Below are 23,571 nucleotides of genomic sequence, written 5' to 3' on the forward strand. Positions count from 1 at the left end.
CGAATTTCGAGGGAAATCCCCGACTCAGCAGCGGCTACGGCCCACCCGATTGATTACTGGGTTGTCCTGGATGCTGCAAGAATAAGGCGGTCCGCAGGCGGCAGGTCGAACCGCGGCTCGATGCCCAGAAGCGGCGCGATCCGCTCGATCACCTTGCCGCCGGTCGGCACCGCGTTCCAGCCGGACGTGATGAAACCATGCGTTTCGGGCAGCGCCTGCGGCTCGTCCAGCATGATCAGGACGTGATATTTCGGATCATCACAGGGCAGAATCGCGGTGAACGAATTGAGCACGCGCTTCTTGGCGTAGCGGCCGTTGATGACCTTCTCGGACGTGCCTGTCTTGCCGCCGACGTAATAACCCTTGACGTCTGCGGTCTTGGCAGTACCGATCTCGGCGTTGAGCCGCATGAGATACCGCATCTTGTCGCTGGTGTCCGTTCTGACGACCCGCTTGGCCAATGCTGCGGCTTCTTCCGGCGTGCGCTTCATGAAGGTCGGCGGAATCAGATAGCCGCCGTTCACCAGCGCGTTGATGCCCATCACGGCTTGCAGCGGCGCCACGGACAGTCCCTGGCCGAACGCGGCGGTGACGGTGTTGAGCTCGCTCCAGCGCCGCGGGATCAGCGGCGCCGCGCTCTCCGGCAGCTCGGTGCGAAGACGCGTCAGCTGACCCATCTTGGCCAGGAACGCCTTGTGAGCCTCCACGCCCTGCCCCAGCGCGATCCGCGCCGCGCCGATGTTGGACGAGTAGGTGAACACTTCCTTGGTGTTGATGAAGCGTCCGAGCGGATGGCTGTCGTGGATGGTAAACTTGCCGTAGTGCAGATTTCCGCGCGCGTCCCACATCGTGTTCAGGTTGATCTTGCCGGAATCGAGCGCCATCGCCAGCGTGAACGCCTTGAAGGTCGAGCCCATCTCGTAGACGCCGGTGGTCAGGCGATTGATGCGGTCGGGGTCGTGCGCTTCCTTGGGATTATTGGGATCAAAATCGGGAAGCGAGACCATGGCCACGATCTCACCGGTCTTGACGTTGGAGACGATGCCGGACGCCGCCTTGGCGTGGAACTTCTCCTTGGCCTTCAGCAACTCGTCGCGCAGCGCGTGCTCGACACGCAGATCGACCGAGAGCTCGATCGGCTTTTGCAGCCGGTCTGTCGCAAAGCCCGCGCGGTGGAGATCGGCGAGACCTTGATTGTCGAGCCACTTCTCGATGCCGGCGATGCCCTGGTTGTCGATGTTGACGAGACCGATGAGGTGGGCAACCTCGTTGCCGGTCGGATAGACGCGCTTGTTCTCGCGCAGGAAGCCGATGCCGGGAATGCCGAGCTTGTGGATGGCCTGCTGCTGCTGCGCCGTGACCTCGCGCTTGAGCCAGACAAAGCCTTTGCGCGTCCTCAGGCGCTCGCGCACCTCGGCCTCGTCGAGGTCGGGCACGGTCGCCGTGAGAAGCTCGATCGCCTCGTCCTTGTCGATGATGCGGCGCGGCTCGCCGAACAGGCTCGCCGCCTTGACGTCGGTCGCAAGGATGGCGCCGTTGCGGTCGACAATGTCGGGCCGTGCTGTCGCCACCACTTCCTGCGCCGCGGCGCGGCGTGCGCCGTGCGCATCGGCGCCGATCGCGAACATCACGAGCCGGCCGCCGATCAGGACGTAGACCGAGGCGAAGGCGAGCATGACGAGACCGACGCGCGCGCGCGCCTTCGCGGCGCGGTCGACGTTGCGCCCGTAGAGCAGGCTGCGGATCAGCCGCTGCCGCCAGGGTTCCGCAGGTTTGACCGGAGTCGCAGCGCTCATTGCTTGTCCTCGGGCTGAGGCACGGAGCCCGTCACATTGTCAGGATCGCTCGCGGCTTCGATGGTGTTGAGCATCGCCCCAATCGGGTCGGGCTCGCCCGGCCGGAACATCCGCGGCGGACGCTCCGGCAGATTCTTCAGCGAGTCATATTGCGTGCCGCTGACCGGCTTGAGCTGCAGATGCCGGTCGGACAGCCCTTGCAGGCGCAGCGGCGCATCGAGCTTGGCCCATTCGGATCGCAGCGAAGCGATCGCGTCGCGCTGTTCGCGGATCTCCGCATGCAGCCGCAACACCTTCTCGGTGCGCGCCGTGGAGTCCATCTTGATCCGGTAGACATAGGCCGCCGCGAAGATGAGCGCGCCGATGACGAAGAGGTGGATGATGCGCATGCGCTAGCCGCCCCTCATCACGTCGGAGAGTCTTGGCCAGGAAGATGGTTCGCCATCGTCATGCGCGGGCGCCGAGGTGCGCTCGGCCGCGCGAAGCTTTGCGGAGCGCGCGCGCGGGTTATGCGCGACCTCGTCGTCGCCGGCGACCACAGGCCGCCGCGTGAGAAGCTGGAAGCTCGGCGGAACTTGAGCCACCTCCGGCAGATGCCGCGAGCCGCCGCCGGTCTTCGAACGCTCGGAGAGGAAATTCTTGACGATGCGGTCTTCCAGCGAATGGAACGAGACCACGACGAGGCGGCCGCCGGGCTTGAGCACGCGCTCGGCCGCAGCGAGCGCGGCCTGAAGTTCGTCGAGCTCTTCGTTGACGAAGATGCGCAGGGCCTGGAACGTCCGCGTCGCCGGATGAATGTCGCCGGGCTTCGAGCGCACCACCCTGCCGATGAGGTCGGCGAGCGCGCGCGTGGTCGTGAACGGGGTCTCCTGACGGTCCGCGACGATGGCGCGGGCGACGCGGCGCGAATGCCGTTCCTCGCCAAGGAGATAGATGATGTCGGCCAGATCACCTTCGGAGGCACGCGCGATCACGTCGGCGGCGGTCGGCCCCGCCTGCCCCATCCGCATGTCGAGCGGGCCGTCGAGGCGGAACGAGAAACCGCGGCCGGCCTGGTCGAGCTGCATCGAGGACACCCCGACATCCATCACGACGCCGTCCACGGCGTCCACGCCTTGCGCGGCGCAGACCTCGGCAAGATTGGAGAATCGGTCCTCGACCAGCGTCAGCCGGCCCGCGGAACGTTCGACCAGTTCGGCGCCTGCAGCGATAGCAGTGCGGTCGCGGTCAATGGCGATAAGCCGGGTTCCCGGCACGTCGAGAATGGCGCGGCTGTAGCCGCCGGCGCCGAAGGTGGCGTCGACATAGATACCGCCCGCGCGTGGGGCGAGGTGGTCGACGGCTTCGCGACCGAGAACGGGGATATGCGGAACCGAGCTCATGCGCCACGCCTGCCGACGGTCCCTGACGTCCAAGCGAGATCGGGGACGAACAAGCCCATAACGCCTCGAATCATTCCGCGTCGCGGCGGTTCCACGACAATGCCCCAGTCCAGTATGGTTACCGAGCCCGATCGTCCCGGACCGCAAACCGAGTGTTCCCAGCGGAATTTGTCGGGCAGCCATTGGATTTCGAGCCAAAATACGCTTTGGCCGCCTCCGGACGCGGGTCGGCTCTTCATCCCTCAGTAACGACCCTTAGCGTTAAGAAAGCGTTGCTCGGCTGCTCACAAGTCGAAAAGCTGATGAGGCGGTGATGCTTCATCCACACAGTGCGCCAAAATGCATCCGTTAACCGCGCCGCGCGATTGCGCACGGTGGAGGGTAAAGGAATAGTAAAGAGAAGGGCTTGGCCCACTCTCCGTCCCACCTTGGTTTGTCTATGCCGCCGTCCGGTTCGTCCACACCGTCTGGTTCTGATTCGAAGCGTCAACGCGTTCTCCCGGTTCCCAAGGCCGCGGCGAGCATGAGGGCGTTCGAGCCGGATTCCTCGATCGTGTCCGACGTCATCCCCTCGCCGAACTATGGTGAGCGCAACAAGGCGCGGCAGCCCGATATGATCGTACTGCACTACACCGGCATGCCCGATGTCGAGGGCGCGCTGGCGCGGCTGTGCACGGCAGGGACCGAAGTCTCGGCGCATTACGTCGTGCTGGAGGACGGCCGCATCGTGCAATGCGTGTCGGAGGCCAGGCGCGCCTGGCACGCTGGCGTCTCGTCCTGGGCCGGCGAGGACGACATCAACTCCTGCTCTATCGGCGTCGAGATCATCAATCGCGGCCATGACTGGGGCTATCCGGAATATCCGCTGCGCCAGATCGCCGCCGTGATCGCGCTGTGCCGCGGCATCATGCTTCGCCGCAAGGTGCCGGCCCACCGGGTGCTCGGCCATTCCGACGTCGCGCCCGCGCGCAAGAAGGACCCCGGCGAAAAGTTTCCGTGGCACTCGCTGGCCAATTCCGGCGTCGGTCACTGGGTGACGCCGGCCCCGGTCGTGCGCGGCGAGACCCTGATGCTCGGCACCATCAGCGACGAGGTGCTGAGCCTGCAGCAGGCGCTCGCCCGATACGGCTACGGCGTGCCGCTGACCGGCAAATACGATGCCGCGACCATGGAAGTCGTCACCGCGTTCCAGCGCCATTTCCGCCCTGCGCGGCTCGACGGTGTCGCCGACCACTCGACGCTGTCGACATTGCAGGCGCTGCTGGCGAGCTTGCCGGCAGAGGGCACGGCCGTCGCGTCGAAGTGACGGCGATGGCCGCGCAGTCCGCTCCGGGGCACGGGAGGCCCTACCCCATCTCTCTCACCCGCCGCGCATACAGCCGCCGCAATGGCTCGAGCTGAGTCGCCGCGGTCGCAGCCTGATACGCCGCGCGCGCTTCATCCTTGCGCCCGATTCGCCGCAGCAGATCGGCGCGCACAGCGGGCAAGAGCTCATAGCCGCGCAGCCCGCCTCGGGCGCTGATCGCATCGACGAGATCGAGCGCACGTGCCGGCCCGTCGACCATCGACACGGCAGCAGCGTGGTTGAGCTCGATCACCGGAGAGGGAGCGATGCGCAGCAACACCTCGTAGAGCCCGGTGATCTGCCGCCAGTCGGTCTGCTCAAAGCTCGGCGCACGCGCATGCAGCGCGGCGATCGCAGCCTGCACGGCATAAGGCTGTGGCCGTCCGGGTACGCGCAGCGCATCCTCGACCAGACGCAGGCCCTCCTCGATCTGCGAACGATCCCACAGCGTGCGGTCCTGCTCCTCGAGCAATACGATATCGCCGGCTGATGTCTCGCGTCCGGCGCGGCGCGCATCATGCAGCAACATCAGGGCCAGCAAACCCTTGATGCCGCCGCGGTCCGGCATCAGCCGATCAAGCAAACGGCCGAGGCGGATGGCCTCAATCGCAAGATCTGGTCGCATCAGATCCGCGCCCCCGGTCGCGACATAGCCCTCGGTGAAGACCAGATAGATCACCGCGAGCACGCCATCGAGCCGCGGCGCCAGCGCGTCGCGCTCGGGCACCTCGTAGGGGATGCCGGCGAGCCTGATCTTCTGCTTCGCACGGACCAGCCGCTGCGCCATCGCTTCCTCGCCGACGAGAAAAGCGCGCGCGACCTGGACGGTCGACAGTCCGCAGACCGTGCGCAGCGTCAGCGCGACCTGAACCTCGGCTGCGAAGGCAGGATGGCAACAGGTGAAGATCAGCCGCAGCATGTCGTCGTCGAGCATTGCCGGCGGCTCGTCGACTGCTTGCGCGTTGAGCTCGATCTCGTGCAGGAGCGCCTGCTGCTTGCCGCGGAAAACGGCTTGGCGCCTGACGCGATCGATCGCCTTGTTCCTGGCGACATTGACCAGCCAGGCGCGTGGATTGTCCGGGACCTCGCACGCCGCCCAGCGTTCCAGCGCGACGGCAAAAGCATCCTGAAGCGCGTCCTCGGCCAGATCGAAATCGCCGACGAGGCGGATCAGCGTGGCCAGCGCCCGCCCCGCCTCGTCGCGGAAGATCTTGTCGATCTCGGAAGGGGTCATGCGTCGATGCGCGGGCCAGCCGTCACTTGTCGTAGACCCAGATCGGCCGTACCTCGATCGAGCCGATCCTCGCGCTCGGAATCCGCGCCGCGATCTCGATCGCGGCGTTCAGATCCTTGGCCTCGATCAGATAGTAGCCACCGAGCTGCTCGCGGGTCTCCGCAAACGGCCCGTCGGTCGTCAGCGTCTTGCCGTCGCGCACGCGTACCGTCGTCGCGGTCGTGGTCGGCCGCAGCCGATCGCCGGCCTTGAAATTGCCGCTCTGGATGATGCCTTGGGTAAAGGTTTGGTATTCGGCCATCAGCTTCTGGGCCGTGGCGGCGTCGTTCTTCGCGTATTCCACCTCGTTCTGGTAGATCATCAGCAGATATTGCATCGCTTCACTCCTGTTGCTCGGCTGTGTCGCCGACATCCAGTCGAACGGGGCACGCAGCAAACGACATCTTCAGGATAAATTATTTCGGGCGGATCGTGGGTCGCGATATCGGCTTGACGAAACCGTCACAAATGCCTCATGCGTTGTCCGTCAGTCGGCCGGACGGCCGCTCCGGCAGGTGCCGAAAGGCCGCCGGGGAGGAAAGTCCGGGCTCCCTTGACATACGGTGCCGGATAACGTCCGGCGGGGGTGACCCCAGGGAAAGTGCCACAGAGAACGAACCGCTTCGCGTCGCCTCCGGGCTTCGCGGAGTAAGGGTGAAAAGGTGCGGTAAGAGCGCACCGCGGGTCCGGCAACGGAGCCGGCATGGCAAACCCCACCGGGAGCAAAACCGAATAGGGACGGCGTAGCGGGCTGTTCGCGCAAGCGATAACGCCGCGGGGCGATGTCAGGCCCGCCGTCCGGGTAGGTTGCTTGAGGCCATGTGCAAACATGGTCCCAGAGGAATGGCCGTCGCGTATCGTTCGCGCAAGCGGACGGTGCCTTACAGAACCCGGCTTACAGGCCGGCTGATATCTTGCAACGAGGGGTTCGATGCCGACCGCATCGAACCCCTCACCATTTTCAGCAACGCCTCAACGTCGTCGCGCCTCAGGCGGCACGCGTGTCCGCTTTCACCAGCACGGGCGCGAGCTCGGCGGCCTTGCGCCGCTGCTTGCTCACCTCGAAACCGTGCATGCCGATCTGCCATTGCAGCCCGACGATCGCACCCTTGGTCGGCTGCAGCAGCGCGAGCGAAGCGAACAGCGTCACCGGCAACCACACCGCCAATTGCAGCCAGACCGCCGGCGCATACGCGGTCTCGACCGCGAGGATCGCCGGCACCACGAGATGGCCGACCACGACAATCACGAGATAGGCGGGAAAGTCGTCGGCGCGCTGGTGGAACAGATCCTCGCCGCAATGGTCACAAGCGCCCGCGACCTTCAGGAAACGGCCGAACAGATGACCCTCGCCGCAGTTCGGGCACTTGCCCCGGAAACCGCGCCACATTGCCTTCGCCAGAGAGATCGAACCGGTTGCCATGACAGCACCTTCCTTTTCACTGGTCCATACAATAATATCTTGCATCCATACATTCAAAGGATTTGGAGCTAAATTGCATGGATTGGACCCCGACAATCTCGGAGCTATCAGGGCCGCGCTATCAGCGCATCGTCGAGGCCATGGAAGCCGACATCGGCGCCGGCCGGCTGGTGCGCGGCCAGCAATTGCCGACGCAGCGCGCGCTGGCAAAGGCGCTCGGCGTCGACCTCACCACGGTGACGCGCGCCTACACCGAGGCGCGGCGACGCGGCATCATGGAAGCGCGCGTCGGCCAGGGATCGTTCGTGTCGGAGACCAGCGCGCGCCGCGCGGTCGACCTGCCGCATCCGGTCGCGATCGACCTGTCGATGAACGTGCCGCCGCATCCGCTGGAGGCGCAGCTCGACGAACGCATCATCGCCGGCATGGAGGCCCTGCGCGCGCAATCGGGCCTGACCGCCTTCCTGAATTACCAGCCGCCCGGTGGCAGTGCCCATGAGCGCGAGGTCGCGGCGCGCTGGATGCGCATCCGCGTGCCGCACGCACATGCCGACAGGCTCGTGATCTTTCCCGGGGCGCAGACCATCCTGTTTAACCTGCTCGCGCACCTTGCTTGGCCCGGCGACGTCGTGCTGACCGAAGCTCTCACCTTTCCCGGCATCAAGGCAGCCGCCGCGCAGCTCGGCGTCAAACTCGTGAGCGTCGCCATGGATGACGGCGGCATCCTGCCCGACGCGCTGGCGAAAGCGTGCCGCACGCACAATCCGAAGGCCGTCTATCTCATTCCGACGCTGCACAATCCGACCACGGCGACGCTGTCGGCCGAGCGGCGCAATGCGATTGCAAAGATCGTCCGCGATGCCGACACGGTGCTGATCGAGGATGACGCCTACGGCCTGCTCGACCGTGCGGCCTCGCCGATCGCGAATCTCATTCCGGAGCGGACTTATCTCGCAACCACGTTGTCAAAATGCATCGCACCTGCGCTGCGCGTTGCATATCTCGTGACGCCCGACAACGCCGCGCAGCAGGACATGCGGACCTGCCTGCAGGCGACCGTGCAGATGCCGGCGCCGTTGATGGTCGCGCTGGTGACGCACTGGATCGAGACCGGCATTGCCGATCGCATCATCACGGCCATCCGCAATGAGGCTGTCGGCCGCCAGCAGCTCGCCCAGCGCGCCCTGAAGGGATTTCAGTTTCTGGCAAAGCCCGCCGCGCATCATCTCTGGCTGCGACTGCCTGAGAACCGGCCCGACGTCGCAGGATATCTCTTGCGCAATGGCCTCGCAGTCGTCGCCGGCGATGCCTTCACCGTCGACGGAACGCCGCCGAACGCGGCACGCGTCTCACTTGGTGCCGCGCGCAACAGGGCCGAATTGACCGAAGCGCTGCGCATCCTGGTCGGCGCGCTGCACAGGCCCGCCGACACCAGGCAGATCGTCTAGCTAGTGAAACCTAATGATGACGGCGATGGCGCGGGCGGACGACGGGCGTCGCACCTGATGGAAAGGCCGCATAGGCCTCGCTCGGCGCCCCCGTCTCACCGCGGGCTGCGCGCCCCGCCGGCGTAAGCTGGCCGCCATTGAGCACGTCGCGATCGGGATGGGCGGCCTGATAGGCCGCAGGTTCGGAAAACTGCGCCTGCGCCATGGTCGGCATCAAGGAAGCCGCCGACAGTAGCGCGGCCGCAACGGCAATCTTCGTACGGGTCATCGTCCTTCTCCGTCCTCTGGTTCCGGACAAGCGAGCGCATCAAATGGCGTTGGCATGCCCCCCGATTGAAGTACGGCCATCATGTAGGCGCGTCTTCCGCGAACGCCCGTCCCTGATTGGTCCCAGGATCACGCTTGCGTGCGGTTTTGAAATTGACCTTCACGGCCGAAGCCGTGCTATGCGGGCAGTGGCGATCAACCGTTCGGGATCGCCCATTGCTGCAGGGATAATCGGTTGGAAACGTCCACTTACGCGTTGCTGCTGTTCGGTGCATTGGCCGGTGGCTTCGTCTCGGGCCTCGCCGGTTTCGGCACGGCGCTGATGGCGCTCGGGATCTGGCTCTACGTGCTGCCGCCCTCGCTCGCGGTGCCGCTGGTGCTGATCTGCTCGGTGATCGCGCAGACTTCGACGCTGCCGTCGATGTGGAAGAGTTTTGATCTTTCGCTGGTATGGCCGTTCCTGATCGGGGGATTGATCGGCGTGCCGCTCGGCACCATGCTGATCGCCTCGGCCGATCCAAAAGTGTTCAAGCTGAGCGTCGGCATTTTAATTCTGGTCTTCTCGAGCGCGCTCTATCTGAACAAGAGACCGCTCGCGATCAAGTTCGGCGGCCGCCTCGCCGACGGCGCGATCGGCTTTGCCGGCGGTATTCTCGGCGGCCTCGCCGGGTTGTCCGGGCCGCTGCCGATTCTCTGGGCCAATATCCGCGGCTGGAACAAGCATGAGCGGCGCGGCATCTTCCAGCTCTTCAACTTCACGGTGCTCTCGGCCGCGCTGGTGATGCAGACCGTGTCCGGCATCGTGGAGCTCAAGGTGATCTGGCTCGCAGCCGTTGCCTTTCCGGGCACGCTGATCGGCGCCTGGGCCGGCGCGCGCGTTTATCACGCGCTGAACGACAAGCATTTTGGCGACGTCGTGCTCGGCCTGCTGTTCCTCTCCGGTCTCACCCTGGTCTGGAACAGCATCGGCGCGATCTGATCGCATGGTTTGCGGCCACGAGCATCAGATTTTGGGTTCGTGCGCTTAAGGCGCTGCTGCGCGACGAGCGGACCGAGTTCACCACCATTTGGCGGCATCTCAAACCGGGCGATATCGCCTGCGACGTCGGCGCCAACAAGGACAGCAACCACCACCGCCCGGCACGTTAGCCGGAGCAGCCAGGATGAAACAAGCTACCGTTACGCAGGCTCGCGGGCGAGAGGTGCAACGGCTTCGGCGCTCTCCTGCTCTGGGACCGCCTCCTTCGGCGCCGACGTCAGGCGCTTCCCGAACTCGCGGTGCAGCAGCCACAGGCTCAAGCCCGCCTGCAACATCGTCGCCGCGACCGACAGGTACCAAACGTATTCCATGCGAAAGCCCGGCCGCGTCGAGAGCCAGATCGCCGGCAGCGAGTAGGTGAACACGCGCGTCGCCGAGCTCAAGAGCACCGGTCGGGTGTTGCCGAGGGCCTGGAACATGCTCGAGCAGGTGAAGATCAGCCCCTGCGCCACCATGTTGAGCGATATGATCCGCAGGAACAGGTAGGCGATGTCCATCGTCTCGGGGTCATTCGAGAATCCGGCGAGCAGCAGCTCCGGTTTCAACTGCGCAAGGATCATGAAGCCGGTCATCACGATCGTGACGATCAAAGCAGCCTTGACGAAAGTCTCCCGCACGCGCGCAGCGTTGGCTGCGCCGACGTTCTGGCCGGCGATCGGCCCGGCCGCCAGCCCGACCGCAAGCGCCGGCATGTTGATCAGGCCGAGCACGCGCTGCCCGATGCCGAAGCCGGCCTGCGCCGCCGCGCCGAAATCGCGCAGCACATAGTAGACCACTGCCATGAAGATGAACATCATCGCGAACTCGCCGCCGGCGGGCAGGCCGACGTTGAGAATGCGCTTCAAATGGTGCGGCTGCGGACGCCATTGCGCAGGATTGAAAGCGACATAGCGCTCGACCTTGCGGAAATACGCCAGCAGCATCAGAGCGCCGATGGCAACCGCGATCGAACTCGCCAGCCCCGCGCCGGCGACGCCAAGCGCGTAGCCGGTGCCCCAGCCCGAGATCAGCACCGGCGCCAGCGCGATGTTGATGATAACAGCGACGACCCGCACCAACATGGCGGGACGCACGATGCCGGTCGCACGGAGCGCGGACGCAATCACTTGCATGACGAACTCCAGAGCGAGCGCCGGCATGAACCACAGCAGATAAATGGTTCCCGCCTCGATCGTGGCCTGGTCCGCGGCGATCGAACGCATATAAAGGCGCGACAGCACCGCTCCCGCGACCAGGGTCAGCAGGCCGAACAGCACCGACAGCGCGACCGCCTGGTTGAAGATCAGATTGGCGTCCGCCCGATCCTTGCGTCCCACGGCATGTGCGATCAGCGCGACCGTGCCGACGCCGAGCACCTGCATCAGCCCGTTGACGAGAAAGCCGGCGTTGCCGGCCGCAGCGACACCCGCGACGGCGGCATCGCCCAATCCCGACACGAAATACAGATCGACCAGCTGGCAGATCATGATCGAGATCATGCCGGCCATGATCGGCGGCGTCATGACGAGGATGTGTCTCACGATGGAGCCGTTCGTCAGGTCTTTCATCTCATTCCATCCTTGACGCATTCCTTGGCGCCGTGACTGCGGGACTTTCGTCCCGCAGCCGCCCGCCTCACTCCGCCGCTGCGACGTGCCCGAGCTCGACCACCTGGCGCTCGAACAGGCCGCGATAGATGCCTCCCGGCTTGCCCGCGAGCATGGCATGGGTGCCCTGCTCGACGATCTCGCCGCGGTCGAACACCAGGATGCGATCGAGACTGCGCACCGTCGACAGCCGGTGCGCAATCACGATCGAGGTCCGGCCCTTCATCAGCCGCTCCATCGCCTCCTGAATCAGCGCCTCCGATTCCGAATCGAGGCTCGAGGTCGCCTCGTCCAGGATCAGCACCGGCGCGTCCGCCAGGAAGGCGCGCGCCAGCGCCACGCGCTGCCGCTCGCCGCCCGACAGTTTCACGCCGCGCTCGCCGACCAGCGTGTCGTAACCCTTCGGCAGGCGCAGGATGAAGTCGTGCGCGTTGGCAAGCCGCGCCGCGTGCTCGATCGCCTCGAGGCTGGCCCCGGGCCGGCCATAGGCGATGTTCTCGGCCAGCGAACGGTGGAACAGGATCGGGTCCTGCTGCACGATCGCGATCTGGTTGCGCAGCGATTGCTGTGTAGCCAATGCGATGTCCAGCCCGTCGATCAGCACGCGACCGCCGGTGACGTCGTAGAGCCGCTGTACCAGCTTGACGAAGGTGGTCTTGCCGGAGCCGGAGCGGCCGACCAGGCCGACACGTTCACCGGCCCGGATCGTCACCGACAGCCCGTCGTAGAGCGGCGCGCGATGGCCGCCATAGTGGAACGTCACGTCCTCGAACACGATCTCGCCGCCCTCGATCGCTATCGGCTGCGCACCGGCCGCATCGGCGATGCCGATCGGCTCGGCATGGATCGCCACCAGCTCGTCCATGTCGTTGACCGAGCGCTGGAGGTTGTTGATGTGCATGCCGACGTCACGCAAATAGGCGTGGATGATGTAGTAGCTGGTCAGCACATAAGTCACGTCGCCGGGCGAGGCGCGTCCCGACATCCACAACAGCACCGCGCCGCCGATCACGGACGTGCGGAGGCAGAGCAGCAGCGAGAGCTGCGCCATGGCCGTGTAGTTGTAGCGCAGCCAGGTGCGCCGCACCCGCACCCGCCATCGGTTGATGACACGGGCGAGCCGCGAATCCTCGCGCGCCTCCGCGCCGAACGACTTCACCACGGCGTTGCAGGTCAGGGCATCCGCAAGCGTGCCGCCGACCTTGGTGTCCCAGGCATTGGAGATGCGCGCTGCCGGCGCGATGTAGCGCGTCGAGAACACGACGGTCACGGCGACGTAGAAGAACGCGCCGACCGCGATCACCGCGCCGAGCGAGGCCCAGTGCATCCCGATCAGGACCATCGAGCCGATCAAGACCAGCAGCGAGGGCGCGAGCGCCATCAGGATGGTGTCGTTGAGCAGGTCGAGCGCCCACATGCCGCGCGTGATCTTGCGCACGGTCGAGCCCGCGAAGGAGTTTGCCTGCCAATCGGTGGAGAAGCGCTGCACGCGGATGAAAGCCTCCTGTGCGACGTCCGACATGGTCTTGAGTGTGAACGGCACGATCGCCTGCAGGCCGGCCAGCCGCAGCACCACGGACGCGGCGCCCAGCGCCACGATGGCGCCGAAGGCAATCAGGGCGGCATGCCGCGCATCAGGATCGGACGGGCCGCGCGTCAGCGCATCGACCAGCCGACCCGAGAAGACCGGCATGAACAGGTCGGCGATGGTGGCACCCAGCAAGCCGCCGGCCACGATCAGGCCCCGTCCCGGCTGCTTCAGCCAGTGCCGGAACACGAAGGGCAGCACCAGGCGGATCGCCGCGGGCTTTTTTGACAGAGCGGTCATGGCATCATCCGGCCGCTTCTGGCGCGGTCCGGCTCCATCGATGGACGCAGGCCGGCCGCGAGGGCCGGAACAGCGTCACTTGAGACTGAATTTGACTTGGGAAGCGGAGCGATCGGGACTTTGTGCCCAATCGAAGCTGGCGGAAGAGGCCTCTAGGAGGCCGAGCAGATACCGAGCCAGAACATCATCGAGCGCGGGCGGGCGATCTGCGAATGCGACGAAATCATGCAAATCTCTCCCCGGTTCGAATGAATGAGGTGCGCTTTATAGATGCGTCGTTTTCGGTTTGCAACGGGGCCCGCGCGATATCACGGACGAGTGTTGCAATTTGGTTCCTCCTTCGAACGAAGGACGTCAGGCGAAGCGCGGTCAATGCGCGTCGCCGCCGCCGGTCAGCGAGGCCGGCTTGTTCAGCAGCGTCACCAGCAGGGTGAGGCCGAGATAGAACAGCGTCAGCACGAAGAAGGCGTCGCCGAAGCTCATCACCACGGCCTGGCGGTGCACGAGCTGGGAGAGCTGCTTCATCGCCATCAGCGTGGAATCGCCGAGCCCCTGGAACTTCTGCATGAACATGGTCAGCGTTTCGGTCGCGGTCGCATTGCCCCAGGTCACGCGCTCCTGGAGGCGGGTGATGTGCAAATCGGTGCGGTCGTTGAGCACGGTGTTGATGACGGCGAGGCCGACTGCGCCGCCGAGGTTGCGCATCAGGTTGAACAGGCCCGAGGCGTTCTTCACCCTGTCAGGCGCCAGCGTGCCGAGCGCGATGTTGTTGGTCGGCACCATCGCGAACATCATGCCGATGCCGCGCAGGATCTGCGGCACCAGCAGCTCGTAGAAATCGTAGTCGCGGGTGATCCAGGTCATCTGGTAGGAGCCGATCGCGAACACGACGAGGCCGAATGCGATCATGTAGCGCATGTCGAGCTTCGTCATGAGCCGGCCGACCAGCGGCGCGACCAGGAACATGGTGATGCCGGAGACGAACATGGTCTCGCCGATCATCAGCGCGCTGTAGCCGCGCACCTCGGCGAGATAGCGCGGATAGATGTAGGTCAGGCCGTAGAGGCCGATGCCGATGCAGAACTGCAGGAGACAGCCGATCGCGAAATTGCGATCCGAGAAGGTGCGCAGATTCACGATCGGCTCGGCCGCCGTGAAAACGCGCCAGAAGAAGGCGATCGCCGAGATGGCGCAGATCCAGGCGCAGATCGCGACCGAGGTGTCCTGCATCCATTCATATTGCGGCCCCTCTTCGAGCACGTATTCCAGCGTGCCGAGAAAGCCGGCCATGAACAAGAGGCCCCACCAGTCGAAGCGGTCGAGCAGTTCGAAATGCGGCTCGTCGAAATCGACCAGCGCGAGCACGCCGATGGTGATGCCGATGCCGGGCACGACGTTGATGAAGAACAGCCAGTTCCACGACATCAGGTCGGTGATGTAGCCGCCGACCGTCGGCCCGATCGTCGGTGCGAGGGTCGCGACCAGTCCGATGATGGGACCGACGATGTGGAATTTCGATCGCGGGAACACGGTATAGGCCGAGGCGAACACCGTCGGGATCATGCCGGCGCCCAAAAATCCCTGCAATGCACGCCAGAGGATCATCTCCTCGATGGTGGTGGCGAAGCCGCAGAGCAGGCTCGAGGCGGTGAAGCCGGCCGCCGAGATCGCGAACAGCAGCCGCGTGCCGAAGGCGCGCGACAGGAATCCCGACAGCGGGATCGCGATGACCTCGGCGATCAGATAGGCGGTCTGGACCCAGGAGACTTCGCTGGAGCTCGCCGACAGACCCGCCTGGATCTCGCTGAGGGAAGCCGAGACGATCTGGATGTCCAGGATCGACATGAACATCCCGAACACCATGATGATGAACGCGAACAACCGCTTCGGCGCGATGCGCTCCGAAGCGGGGTCCGCCATCATGGCGGGTGAAGCGGTGGTGGCGTTGGCCATTGTGTCAGCTCTGACTGAAGCAAGCCGCGAGGTCGGTGCACCTCTCCCGCTTGCGGGAGAGGTCGGCGCGAAGCGCCGGGTGGGGGCTCTCTCCGCTTGGGGATTGTCCCGTTGCGGAGGCACCCTCTCCCCAGCCCTCTCCCGCAAGCGGGAGAGGGAGCGCACCTGCGTGAGAGGTGGCGGCGCGGCTCATGTCACCAAATCCTACTGCGGATGGATCGCGGTGGGATCGTCGAGGTCGACCTCGCTGTCGGCGTCGGCCGCGCCCTTGTTGGTGTCGACGGTCGCATAGACCGACATGCCGGCACGGAGCAGGTTCTGCTTCGCCACCGACTTCGGCACGCGGATGCGGACCGGCACGCGCTGCACGATCTTGGTGAAATTGCCGGTGGCGTTGTCGGGCGGCAGCAGCGTGAACACCGAGCCCGAGCCCGCCGCGATGCTGTCGACGACACCGGAGAACTTGCGCATGCCGTAGGCGTCGACCTTGATCGTCACCGGCTGGCCGGGACGAATGCGCCTGAGCTGCGTTTCCTTGAAATTCGCGTCGATATACACGTTGTTGAGCGGCACGATGTTGCCGAGGCGCTGCCCGACCGCGACGAAATCGCCGATGCTGACCAGACGGTTCGAGAACGTGCCGTCGACCGGTGCACGCACGGCGGTGAAGCCGAGGTCGCGCTCCGCCTTGGCGAGCGTGGTCTTGAGCTCGGCGAGCTGGGCTTGCGCTTCGGCCTGCTGCGCCTTGGCGACATCGACATTGCTGATTGCAACGTCGTAGGCGGCCTGTGCCGCCTTGACCGCGGCGGCGCCCTGGTCGCGTCCGGCTTCCGAACTCTCGAACACGGCACGCGAGGCAAACCCCTTGTTGCTCAGGGCCTGCTGGCGTTCATAGTCGAGATCTGCGCGCTTGAGTCCCGCCTCGGCCGAGACGAGTTGCGCCTTGGCCTGCGCCACCTGGCTGTCGAGCGCGGCGATCTGGCGGCCGATGCGATCGATGGTGGCCTGCTGGGTCGCGATCCTGGTCGCGGCGGCATCGACCGCGATCTTGTAGTCGCCGTCATCGATGCGGAAGACGATGTCGCCGGCGCGCACGGTGGTGTTGTCGCCGGCCAGGATCGAGGCGATGTGGCCGGCAACGCGCGCACCCAGCATGGTGTTGTTGGCGCGGACATAGGCGTCGTCGGTGGAGATATAGAAGCGTCCGACCAGCGTGTAGTAGCCGGCATAGCTCGCGGCCGCGAGCGCCAGCACCAGGCCGACACCCATCAGCACGAATTTGCGCTTGCCGGATTTGGGAGCGCCGGCGGCCGGTGCGTTGGGCGCAGGTGCGGCCGGCTTGTCGGTCACGGGTTTCTCCGGCGCCTCGGCGGTGCGGCGCTTGGCTTCCTCGGCCAAGTGAGAGCGCAACTGCTCGGCAAGGGGCGCAGCGTCCTCGATCGCAGCACCACCGTCCGCGTGATCCTCCACCGTTTCCTGGCGAAGGACGCGCGCCGCCTGGTCTCTCGATACGGCCATAAAGGCCTCCCCAAAAAAAAGCGCGATCAAGGAGAGCCGGCGTGCGGCCCGTTCCCTCTCGCCAAATCCAAATATCATTGACCGAACGGTTCGGTCAATATACATAATATTCCCGGCCGGACCCTACTGACGAGAATCCTTTATTCGGGTTTCATGGCCGCAGACCCGACTCAAAAACCTTCCGAGACCCTGAACCAATGGTTGTAGCCGGCCGCGATCATCTGCACGTCATCCAGGAGGAGGACGGCTCCAAACGTCGCCAGATCCTGGACGGCGCCCGCAAAGTATTCATGGATCTCGGCTTCGACGGCGCCAGCATGGGCGAGATCGCGCGCGCCGCGCAGGTCTCCAAGGGCACGCTCTACGTCTACTTCGCCGACAAATGCGCGCTGTTCGAAGCCATCCTCGAACAGGAAGCGCTCCAGTACGGCCAAGTCGTGTTCAATTTCGATCCCGCGCGCGATGCCGAAACCACGCTGAAGGAGTTCGGTCTCGCCTACCTTCACCTGGTCTGCCGGCCCGGTGGCGGATCGGCGATCCGCACAGTGATGGCGATCGCCGAACGCATGCCGGATGTCGGCCGCCGCTACTATGCGCGCGTGCTCGACAAAAGCATCAACCGCCTCTCCGCCTATCTCCAGGCCCGCGTCGCTTCCGGCAATCTCGAGATCGACGATTGCGACCTTGCCGCCTCGCAGTTCATGGAATTGTGCAAGGCTTCCCTCTTCCTGCCGTTCGTCTTCCAGGCCGCGCCCGCGCCGTCGGAGGAGCGCATGACCGAGGTGGTCGACAGCGCGACGCGGATGTTCCTGGCAGCGTATCGGGCGAAGTAGCGACAAGCCGGTCATGCGTTGCAGGCCATTCGGACGGCGCTATATTTGGGTTCATGTCCCGTGATCTTCGCCCGCCCGTCGATATCCTTCATTACGAGATCGTTCAGGAACAGGCCTCCGCGCTTGGACGGATGGGTCACACGCTCGAACAGGCGCTGACGCGCTTGCGTGAGTTCGACGCCGCCCATGCGCTCCCGGAGTTGCCCGCCTCGCTGCAGCCGGCCAGGCGCAAGCTGGTGATGGAAGCCGGCCAGGCGCTCTGGATGCTGGTGGTGCAGCGGGAGTCATCCGGCCTGCGCGACAGCCGCCATATCATGCGGACCTACAACGTCCCGGCCGAGGTGCAGCGGTGCATGGGGCTTGTTCCCGCACCGACGAAGCCGACGTCGAAATGACATTTCACGCAGCTTGCGCTAATCCGGCACCTGCTTCCTCAATGCCGCGAGGTCGTTGACGACCATCTTGGTCGGCCCGGTCGCGATGATACCGTCGTCCTGGAGTCGCCCAAGGATCAGACTGATCGACTGCCGCGTCGCGCCGATCATGCGCGCGAGATTGGCTTGCGTGATCCGGCCGAGCGAGATCGGCCCGCTCTCGTCCTGGGCCGCGTTCTCGCATAGCTTCACCAGCAGCAACACCAGCCGTTCGGCCGCCTTCTGCCCAGCAAGCATCTGCGCCAGCATTGAATAGGTCTCGCCCTTGAAGCCGAGGCACTCGATCAGCGCGACCGCAAAGGATGGCGACTGCGCGATCAGGCGGCGGATCGCATCCTGGTCGAGGTGCAGCGCTTCGACACGGCCGAGCGCGCGTGCCGACCAGCTATGACGGTGATCGCCGAGAATGTAGGGTGCACCGACGAAATCGCCGGCCTCCCAGGTTGCCAGCATCAGTTCGCGTCCCTGCGTGCCGGCATGGGTGCTTTCGACGATCCCGCTCAGGATGATGTGGATGCCGTTCGCGGCCTCGGATTCCCGCAGCAGATATTCGCGGTTCTGGTAGATGGCCAACCTGCCGGTCCGCATCACCAGGTCGAGATCGGGCTTTTCCAACGCCTTCAGCACGTAACGTCCGCTCCGGGCCCTCCGCACATCCGTGCAAGGCTCAGCCGGATCGGCCACCTCATGCGCAAGACTGCGCTCCACGATCGGTCTCCCTTCGAGCGACGGGCCGAAGGCTAGGTGGTCTCTGGTCAGATTGCAACGCGGCGCAAACGCTCAAGGCTGGGCTGTCGCTCCCATGAACGCGCAGGCGAGGTCCGCAAGCAGACGCTCCCGCCCGGCCGGCGCGAGGTATGTGACCCCGTAAGGCACGCCGACCCCCGTTACCGCGTTCGGCACCGCGATTGCGGCGAGCCCGAGCGGATTGGCGAAGTTGGTGTAGTAGCCATTGTTGAAATTGGCCGTCAACGGGTCGCGCGCGACGTCGTCGATGCTCAATACGGTGCCGACTGTCGGCACGACCAGCGCATCATGGCCCCGCCAGAAGTCGGACAGCGAGCGCCGAACTTCCTTGACCTTGTAGAGCGCACGGTAGGCGTCAGCCGCCGTGAACTTCCGGCTCCCGACGACGAGATCGCGCACGATCTTGACGCCGGCATCCGGATTGGCGTCGAGGAACGCGCCAACTGAAACATCCCGCTCGGCGAGAAACGGTCCGAAGAACATCAGATCGTTGATCGAGGTGAATGGCGCGAAATCAGCCCGAACAACCGCCATGCCGAGTTGCCGCAACCGGCGAAGCCCGTCGCCGAACAGCCTCTCGGTCTCGGCATTGCCAAAGAACTTGAGCTGATCGACGCGCGGTGTCGCGAGCTTCAGGGGACGCGCCGGTGGCGCCTGCTCGGTCCAGCCGGCAAAATCCGCCGGCGAAAAGCCATCCTCGGGATCGCGGCGTGCCAGCACGCGATAGACGTCGTAGCCGTCTCGTGCACCGCGCGTGTAAAGCGAGATGGTATCGAAGCTTCGGCACGCATAAACCATGCCGCGCTGGCTGAAGGCGCCGGGCGCCGGCTTGAAGCCCGTAACGCCGCAATAGGACGCCGGCACCCTGCCCGATCCACCGGTATCGGTGCCGAAAGCAAATGATGACGTGCCGGTCGCGACCGACACCGCCGCGCCAGAACTGGAGCCGCCCGGGATGTAATCCGGATTGTGCGGGTTGCGCGCAACGCCATAGGGCGAGCGCACGCCGACCAGGCCGGTTGCAAACTGGTCCATATTGGTCTTGCCGACATAGATTGCTCCCGCAGCGATCGCGTCGGCCACGACCGGACTCGTATCCTTCGCGACATAGGCGAATTCCGGACAGGCCGACGTCGTCTGCTCCCCCGCGACGTCGATGCAATCCTTCACCGAGAAGACGAGCCCATAGAGCGGCAACTTATCGATCTCACCGCTGCGCGCGTCGAGCGCACGAGCAGCGGCCATGACGTTCTCGGGACTTGCCGTCGATATCCAGACGCCGCTCTGATCGGCGCCGTTCAGACGCGACAGCACATGCGCGGCGACATCGGACGGCTTGAGCCGGCCGCTGCGATAGGCGGCGCGGAGTTGGCAGGGCGAGATATCCATGTCGGTCACGTGCTTGCAAGGACAGGAGGTGCCGGCGAGAACGAGACCGCCGGCACCGGTTTTAGCGGCCGATCACCTTCTCGATATAGGCCGGCTGGATGAAGGCCTCGAAGTCGGCACGCGGCAACAGCTTCGGCAGACGTTCCTGCTTCACCAGGAAAGCGGCAGTCGAGACCAGCGTGTCGACGAACTTGCCCTTCTTCGCGGACGTGCCGAGATACTCGTCCGTGAGCTGCTTGCTGCAGGGGACCATCCCGGTGCCCTTCATCATGCGCGTCGCGTCCTCAAGCGGAAGGGAAAGCTCCTCCGCGATGATCTCGGCGGTCTTGTCCGGATTCTTGAGCCAGAAATCGATGCCTTCGCATTCGGCCTTGACGAACTTCTCGACGTAGGACGGATATTTCTGCGCGAACGCGTTCATGACGACGCCGATGTCCCAGGTCGGGTAGCCGCGCTTCGCCATCTCGCCCGAGGTGACGAGGATCTTGCCGCCATTCTTCACGGCCTTGTCGAGGTTTGGCTCCCAGAACCAGGCGGCGTCGATGTCGCCGCGAAGCCAGGCCGCCGCAATGTCCGACGGCGCGAGGTCGAGAATCTTCATCGAGGCGGGATCGACGCCTTCGTCTTTCAAAGCCTGGAGCAGCAGATAGTGTGTCGTCGAACCGAAGGGCGCGGCGACGGTCTTGCCCTTGAGGTCCTTGAGCGAGGTGATGTTCTTGTCGGCACGAACCACCATCGATTCGACATAGTCGAGCATGTTGATGACGAGGATGCCCTTGATCGGCAGCGCCCGGGTCGCGCCGATCGCGGTCGGTGGGTTGCCGAGGCCGCCGAAGTCGACGTCACTGCCGGCGATCGCGCGCAGCATGTCGCCGCCACCACCAACCTTCACGTATTTGATGTCGACGCCCGGCATCTCCTTGGCGAGCAGGCCGAGATGCTTGGTGACGAGCTGGGCATTCACCAGATTCAGATAGCCGACGGTCACTTTCGCCGGCCTGTCTTCGGCGCGCGGGGTGGACGTGAACGCGAGCGTGGCAAGTGCGAGCGTGGCAACAAATCTCTTCATCGTATCGATCTCCCTCGATCAGAAATGAATTTCAGGCCCATGGCATCAACAGTTTCGCGATCCCGCGCATGATGAGATCGAGCACGACGCCGGTGAGGCCAAGCACGATCAGGCCCATGATCACGACGTCGGACAGCAGGAACTTTGCAGCATCCCAGATCATCCAGCCGATGCCGGCTGATGCCGCGACGATCTCGGCAGCGACCAGAACGGTGTAGGTGAAACCGAGCGAGATGCGCATGCCGGCCAGGATCAAGGGCCCTGCGGCTGGCAGATAGACGTGGAACAGCAGATGGCGCCGGGTCGCGCCGAGTGACTGTGCGGCACGCACGTAGACGGGATCGACGCTCGTCACGGCCTGGATCGTCGAGATGACGATACCCGGCAAGCCGGCAAGGAACAGCAGCGACAGCTTCGAGCTCTCGCCGATGCCGAGCCACATCACGAGCAATGTATAGAGTCCGAGCGGCGGCAGCGGCCGGTAGAATTCGATCAGCGGATTGAGCAGCGCGCGGGCGTTGCGCGACACGCCCATGAGGACGCCGAGCGGAATGCCGACGAGGCAGGCCAGCGCGAAAGCCGTGAGGATGCGATACAGGCTGGCGCCGAGATGCTGGAGCAGCGTCGCGCCCTGGTAGCCCTTCGTCATCGTCTTGATGAACGCGGCCCAGACCGCCTGCGGCTTCGGCAGGAACAACTCGTTGGCCCAGCTCATCTCCGTGACAATCGCCCAGCAAGCCAACAGCACGGCAATCGTGAGCATCGAGAGCAGGACCGATCGCGAGACCTTCGGGACCCTCAGCCGCAGATTGCCGCGCCGCGTGCGATCTGCCGAGATCGGAATGGCCATGTGGCTTGCCTCGACGCTCATGCACGCACGCCCAGGATCTGCATGATGGTCAGCGCGTAGATCCGCGTCGCCATCACCGACTTGGTGATCGAGATATTCTCGTTGTCGACGGCCCAGCCGTCCTCGCCGGGCCCGAACGTCACTGCGTTGATGCCGGCCTCACGAAAGCGGATCGTGTCGTTGAACGCGTTCTTGCGGTTGACGCCGGGTTCGCGGCCCATCAGGCGCCGATAGACCGCGCGCAGGGAGCGGCAAGGCTCTTCCTCGACCGGCACCGGTTCGGTCGCGTTGACGAACAGCGAGCCGGGCACCTGGCGCACCCCGACCTTGACGTCGTTGACGCCAGCGAATGTCTCCTGCCCTAGACGCTCGATGTCGGAGATCACGCTTCCAAGCGTCATGCCGGGCACGATGCCGACCACCGCGAGCGTGATCGTGCAGGCATCGGGTGAGAACTGCATCTCGCCGGGCAGGCCGCCGCGGATACGCACCACCGAGCAGCAGGGCGGCGTGTGTCCCATGAACTTGCTGGGCACGTGCGTGAAAGCCATCTCCTTCAGCTTCGGCAGGAGCTTCGCCGCCTCCATGATGGCGTTGACGCTGATGTCGGGGCGCCAGATATGCGACTTGATGCCCTCGACCGTGACCTCGACCAGGCAGTGACCTGAATTGGCCACCGAGAGGTTCATGCCCCAATCCTTGCTGACGTCGCCCCAAGCAGTCGGCTCGGCGGTGATCTCGTAGTCGGCAGTGAGGCCGACCTTGTTCAGCATGTAGATCGAGCCCTCGGTGCCGTTGCGCTCCTCGTCGACGGTGTAGCAGCACATCAAAGTGCCCTTGAACCTCACCCCTTCCTCCATCAGCGCCTGCACCGCGAGCAGCGATGCTGCAAGGTTGCCGCGGGTGTCGGAGGTCCCGCGCGCGTAGAGCAGATCGCCGTGGCGCGTGGCCTTGAAAGGATCGAAATCCGTCATGTGCCATTTCTCGGGCTCGGCCACCGGATAGGTGTCGAGGTGATCGTTGAGGATCAGCGACGGCGCGCCCTCCTGCCCCCGGAGCACGCCGAGCACGTTCGGCCGGTGCGGCTGCGCACTGTGCTTGGTGACCTCCATGCCGAGGGCTTCGAGCTTGCCCGCGACCAGCATTGAGATCGCCTCTTCCTCCGCCGGCGGCAGGTCGGGATCGAGCGGATTGCCGGAGCGCGGCTGGCCGGTGCGGATCAGCTCCGATGCCAGTTCAAGCCAACGCTCCTCCGTGATACGCGAGAGCACGCGCTGCTCGAGATCGGAGTACGGCGGGGTGACGGGCATCTGCATGACGGGTTCCGTGGGCTCACAGCGCCGGCAGCGCCGCTTCGTTGCAGCACCTCATTGCAGCGAATGTGCCAACCA

At 65.0% G+C, this 23,571-nt stretch carries 21 protein-coding genes and 1 other RNA gene; 6 read left to right on the forward strand and 16 right to left on the reverse strand.

Annotated elements, in window-relative coordinates; all coding sequences use genetic code 11:
* Positions 1-53: 53 nt before the first annotated feature.
* The 3 genes from IVB24_RS32435 to rsmH are packed head-to-tail and all read right to left on the reverse strand — an operon-like array spanning position 54 to position 3,178.
* On the reverse strand, positions 54-1,796 hold the full coding sequence (locus tag IVB24_RS32435) for a penicillin-binding protein 2 (RefSeq protein ID WP_247770444.1): 1,743 nt from the start codon (positions 1,794-1,796) through the stop codon (positions 54-56).
* Entirely contained in the window at positions 1,793-2,185 is a 393-nt protein-coding gene (locus tag IVB24_RS32440; protein ID WP_247770445.1) for a hypothetical protein, read from the reverse strand. Before IVB24_RS32440 ends, IVB24_RS32435 begins: the two co-directional genes overlap by 4 nt.
* A gap of 3 nt (positions 2,186-2,188) precedes the next feature.
* Positions 2,189-3,178, reverse strand: coding sequence for a 16S rRNA (cytosine(1402)-N(4))-methyltransferase RsmH (rsmH, locus tag IVB24_RS32445; RefSeq protein ID WP_247770446.1), 990 nt, complete (start codon positions 3,176-3,178; stop codon positions 2,189-2,191).
* A 523-nt stretch (positions 3,179-3,701) separates the two neighbouring features.
* Here rsmH and IVB24_RS32450 point away from each other — a divergent pair.
* Positions 3,702-4,484, forward strand: coding sequence for an N-acetylmuramoyl-L-alanine amidase (locus tag IVB24_RS32450; RefSeq protein WP_247770447.1), 783 nt, complete (start codon positions 3,702-3,704; stop codon positions 4,482-4,484).
* A 40-nt stretch (positions 4,485-4,524) separates the two neighbouring features.
* Here the strand turns inward: IVB24_RS32450 and IVB24_RS32455 are convergent, their stop codons facing one another.
* Positions 4,525-5,757, reverse strand: coding sequence for an RNA polymerase sigma factor (locus IVB24_RS32455; RefSeq protein WP_247770448.1), 1,233 nt, complete (start codon positions 5,755-5,757; stop codon positions 4,525-4,527).
* Positions 5,758-5,779: 22 nt separating this feature from the next.
* Entirely contained in the window at positions 5,780-6,133 is a 354-nt protein-coding gene (locus IVB24_RS32460) for a YciI family protein (protein WP_094977842.1), read from the reverse strand.
* A 150-nt stretch (positions 6,134-6,283) separates the two neighbouring features.
* On the opposite strand from IVB24_RS32460, the gene rnpB reads away from it, so the two are divergent.
* Positions 6,284-6,710, forward strand: an RNA gene (gene rnpB / locus IVB24_RS32465) — RNase P RNA component class A.
* 74 nt (positions 6,711-6,784) lie between these two features.
* On the opposite strand, the gene IVB24_RS32470 is transcribed toward rnpB, so the two are convergent.
* Positions 6,785-7,219 carry a DUF983 domain-containing protein gene (locus IVB24_RS32470; protein ID WP_247770449.1) on the reverse strand — a complete coding sequence of 145 codons (435 nt, stop codon included), beginning with the start codon at positions 7,217-7,219 and terminating at the stop codon, positions 6,785-6,787.
* Positions 7,220-7,296: 77 nt separating this feature from the next.
* On the opposite strand from IVB24_RS32470, the gene IVB24_RS32475 reads away from it, so the two are divergent.
* Positions 7,297-8,667, forward strand: a complete 1,371-nt coding sequence (locus IVB24_RS32475) for a PLP-dependent aminotransferase family protein (protein WP_162308699.1) — start codon at positions 7,297-7,299, stop codon at positions 8,665-8,667.
* A gap of 10 nt (positions 8,668-8,677) precedes the next feature.
* On the opposite strand, the gene IVB24_RS32480 is transcribed toward IVB24_RS32475, so the two are convergent.
* Positions 8,678-8,935: a hypothetical protein gene (locus tag IVB24_RS32480; RefSeq protein WP_247770450.1), complete on the reverse strand. Its 258-nt coding sequence runs from the start codon at positions 8,933-8,935 to the stop codon at positions 8,678-8,680.
* A gap of 234 nt (positions 8,936-9,169) precedes the next feature.
* On the opposite strand from IVB24_RS32480, the gene IVB24_RS32485 reads away from it, so the two are divergent.
* Positions 9,170-9,913, forward strand: a complete 744-nt coding sequence (locus IVB24_RS32485) for a sulfite exporter TauE/SafE family protein (protein ID WP_166468373.1) — start codon at positions 9,170-9,172, stop codon at positions 9,911-9,913.
* A gap of 200 nt (positions 9,914-10,113) precedes the next feature.
* Here IVB24_RS32485 and IVB24_RS32490 read toward each other — a convergent pair whose 3' ends face one another.
* The 4 genes from IVB24_RS32490 to IVB24_RS32505 all read right to left on the reverse strand — a co-directional run bounded on the left by IVB24_RS32490 (position 10,114) and on the right by IVB24_RS32505 (position 16,858).
* Entirely contained in the window at positions 10,114-11,520 is a 1,407-nt protein-coding gene (locus IVB24_RS32490; RefSeq protein WP_247770451.1) for an MATE family efflux transporter, read from the reverse strand.
* A 67-nt stretch (positions 11,521-11,587) separates the two neighbouring features.
* On the reverse strand, positions 11,588-13,387 hold the full coding sequence (locus tag IVB24_RS32495; protein ID WP_247770452.1) for an ABC transporter ATP-binding protein: 1,800 nt from the start codon (positions 13,385-13,387) through the stop codon (positions 11,588-11,590).
* 369 nt (positions 13,388-13,756) lie between these two features.
* The gene (locus IVB24_RS32500; RefSeq protein ID WP_247770453.1) at positions 13,757-15,340 is read right to left on the reverse strand and encodes a DHA2 family efflux MFS transporter permease subunit; all 1,584 of its coding nucleotides are present in this window, start codon (positions 15,338-15,340) and stop codon (positions 13,757-13,759) included.
* Between the two features lie 204 nt (positions 15,341-15,544).
* The gene (locus IVB24_RS32505; RefSeq protein ID WP_247770454.1) at positions 15,545-16,858 is read right to left on the reverse strand and encodes an HlyD family secretion protein; all 1,314 of its coding nucleotides are present in this window, start codon (positions 16,856-16,858) and stop codon (positions 15,545-15,547) included.
* Positions 16,859-17,055: 197 nt separating this feature from the next.
* Here IVB24_RS32505 and IVB24_RS32510 point away from each other — a divergent pair, with 197 nt between their 5' ends.
* Positions 17,056-17,691 (forward strand): TetR/AcrR family transcriptional regulator, encoded by a 636-nt coding sequence (locus tag IVB24_RS32510; protein WP_140480888.1) that lies wholly within the window; start codon positions 17,056-17,058, stop codon positions 17,689-17,691.
* 53 nt (positions 17,692-17,744) lie between these two features.
* Positions 17,745-18,086 carry a DUF6665 family protein gene (locus IVB24_RS32515; RefSeq protein ID WP_094977322.1) on the forward strand — a complete coding sequence of 114 codons (342 nt, stop codon included), beginning with the start codon at positions 17,745-17,747 and terminating at the stop codon, positions 18,084-18,086.
* A gap of 18 nt (positions 18,087-18,104) precedes the next feature.
* Here the strand turns inward: IVB24_RS32515 and IVB24_RS32520 are convergent, their stop codons facing one another.
* The 5 genes from IVB24_RS32520 to IVB24_RS32540 form a co-directional block, all read right to left on the reverse strand.
* A complete protein-coding gene (locus IVB24_RS32520; RefSeq protein WP_094977321.1) occupies positions 18,105-18,833 on the reverse strand; it encodes a Crp/Fnr family transcriptional regulator in 729 nt (242 codons plus the stop codon).
* 72 nt (positions 18,834-18,905) lie between these two features.
* The gene (locus tag IVB24_RS32525; protein ID WP_247770455.1) at positions 18,906-20,261 is read right to left on the reverse strand and encodes an amidase family protein; all 1,356 of its coding nucleotides are present in this window, start codon (positions 20,259-20,261) and stop codon (positions 18,906-18,908) included.
* A gap of 61 nt (positions 20,262-20,322) precedes the next feature.
* Entirely contained in the window at positions 20,323-21,330 is a 1,008-nt protein-coding gene (locus tag IVB24_RS32530) for an ABC transporter substrate-binding protein (protein ID WP_247770456.1), read from the reverse strand.
* Between the two features lie 31 nt (positions 21,331-21,361).
* On the reverse strand, positions 21,362-22,201 hold the full coding sequence (locus IVB24_RS32535; protein ID WP_247770457.1) for an ABC transporter permease subunit: 840 nt from the start codon (positions 22,199-22,201) through the stop codon (positions 21,362-21,364).
* Positions 22,198-23,496 (reverse strand): M20 family metallopeptidase, encoded by a 1,299-nt coding sequence (locus IVB24_RS32540; RefSeq protein WP_247770458.1) that lies wholly within the window; start codon positions 23,494-23,496, stop codon positions 22,198-22,200. The genes IVB24_RS32535 and IVB24_RS32540 overlap by 4 nt, the downstream gene beginning before the upstream one ends.
* Between the last annotated feature and the right edge of the window lie 75 nt (positions 23,497-23,571).

Source organism: Bradyrhizobium sp. 192 (assembly GCF_023100965.1).
In the GTDB taxonomy this organism is placed as follows: domain Bacteria; phylum Pseudomonadota; class Alphaproteobacteria; order Rhizobiales; family Xanthobacteraceae; genus Bradyrhizobium; species Bradyrhizobium symbiodeficiens.

Bases quoted from the DNA above. Each gene is read 5' to 3' on its own strand.
- IVB24_RS32460 (WP_094977842.1), bottom strand. From the start codon at position 6,133: ATGCAATATCTGCTGATGATCTACCAGAACGAGGTGGAATACGCGAAG.
- IVB24_RS32510 (WP_140480888.1), top strand. From the start codon at position 17,056: ATGGTTGTAGCCGGCCGCGATCATCTGCACGTCATCCAGGAGGAGGAC.
- IVB24_RS32455 (WP_247770448.1), bottom strand. From the start codon at position 5,757: ATGACCCCTTCCGAGATCGACAAGATCTTCCGCGACGAGGCGGGGCGG.
- IVB24_RS32495 (WP_247770452.1), bottom strand. From the start codon at position 13,387: ATGACCGCTCTGTCAAAAAAGCCCGCGGCGATCCGCCTGGTGCTGCCC.
- IVB24_RS32515 (WP_094977322.1), top strand. From the start codon at position 17,745: ATGTCCCGTGATCTTCGCCCGCCCGTCGATATCCTTCATTACGAGATC.
- IVB24_RS32450 (WP_247770447.1), top strand. From the start codon at position 3,702: ATGAGGGCGTTCGAGCCGGATTCCTCGATCGTGTCCGACGTCATCCCC.
- IVB24_RS32475 (WP_162308699.1), top strand. From the start codon at position 7,297: ATGGATTGGACCCCGACAATCTCGGAGCTATCAGGGCCGCGCTATCAG.
- rsmH (WP_247770446.1), bottom strand. From the start codon at position 3,178: ATGAGCTCGGTTCCGCATATCCCCGTTCTCGGTCGCGAAGCCGTCGAC.
- IVB24_RS32480 (WP_247770450.1), bottom strand. From the start codon at position 8,935: ATGACCCGTACGAAGATTGCCGTTGCGGCCGCGCTACTGTCGGCGGCT.
- IVB24_RS32540 (WP_247770458.1), bottom strand. From the start codon at position 23,496: ATGCAGATGCCCGTCACCCCGCCGTACTCCGATCTCGAGCAGCGCGTG.
- IVB24_RS32435 (WP_247770444.1), bottom strand. From the start codon at position 1,796: ATGAGCGCTGCGACTCCGGTCAAACCTGCGGAACCCTGGCGGCAGCGG.
- IVB24_RS32440 (WP_247770445.1), bottom strand. From the start codon at position 2,185: ATGCGCATCATCCACCTCTTCGTCATCGGCGCGCTCATCTTCGCGGCG.
- IVB24_RS32505 (WP_247770454.1), bottom strand. From the start codon at position 16,858: ATGGCCGTATCGAGAGACCAGGCGGCGCGCGTCCTTCGCCAGGAAACG.
- IVB24_RS32535 (WP_247770457.1), bottom strand. From the start codon at position 22,201: ATGAGCGTCGAGGCAAGCCACATGGCCATTCCGATCTCGGCAGATCGC.
- IVB24_RS32470 (WP_247770449.1), bottom strand. From the start codon at position 7,219: ATGGCAACCGGTTCGATCTCTCTGGCGAAGGCAATGTGGCGCGGTTTC.
- IVB24_RS32525 (WP_247770455.1), bottom strand. From the start codon at position 20,261: ATGGATATCTCGCCCTGCCAACTCCGCGCCGCCTATCGCAGCGGCCGG.
- IVB24_RS32490 (WP_247770451.1), bottom strand. From the start codon at position 11,520: ATGAAAGACCTGACGAACGGCTCCATCGTGAGACACATCCTCGTCATG.
- IVB24_RS32530 (WP_247770456.1), bottom strand. From the start codon at position 21,330: ATGAAGAGATTTGTTGCCACGCTCGCACTTGCCACGCTCGCGTTCACG.
- IVB24_RS32500 (WP_247770453.1), bottom strand. From the start codon at position 15,340: ATGGCCAACGCCACCACCGCTTCACCCGCCATGATGGCGGACCCCGCT.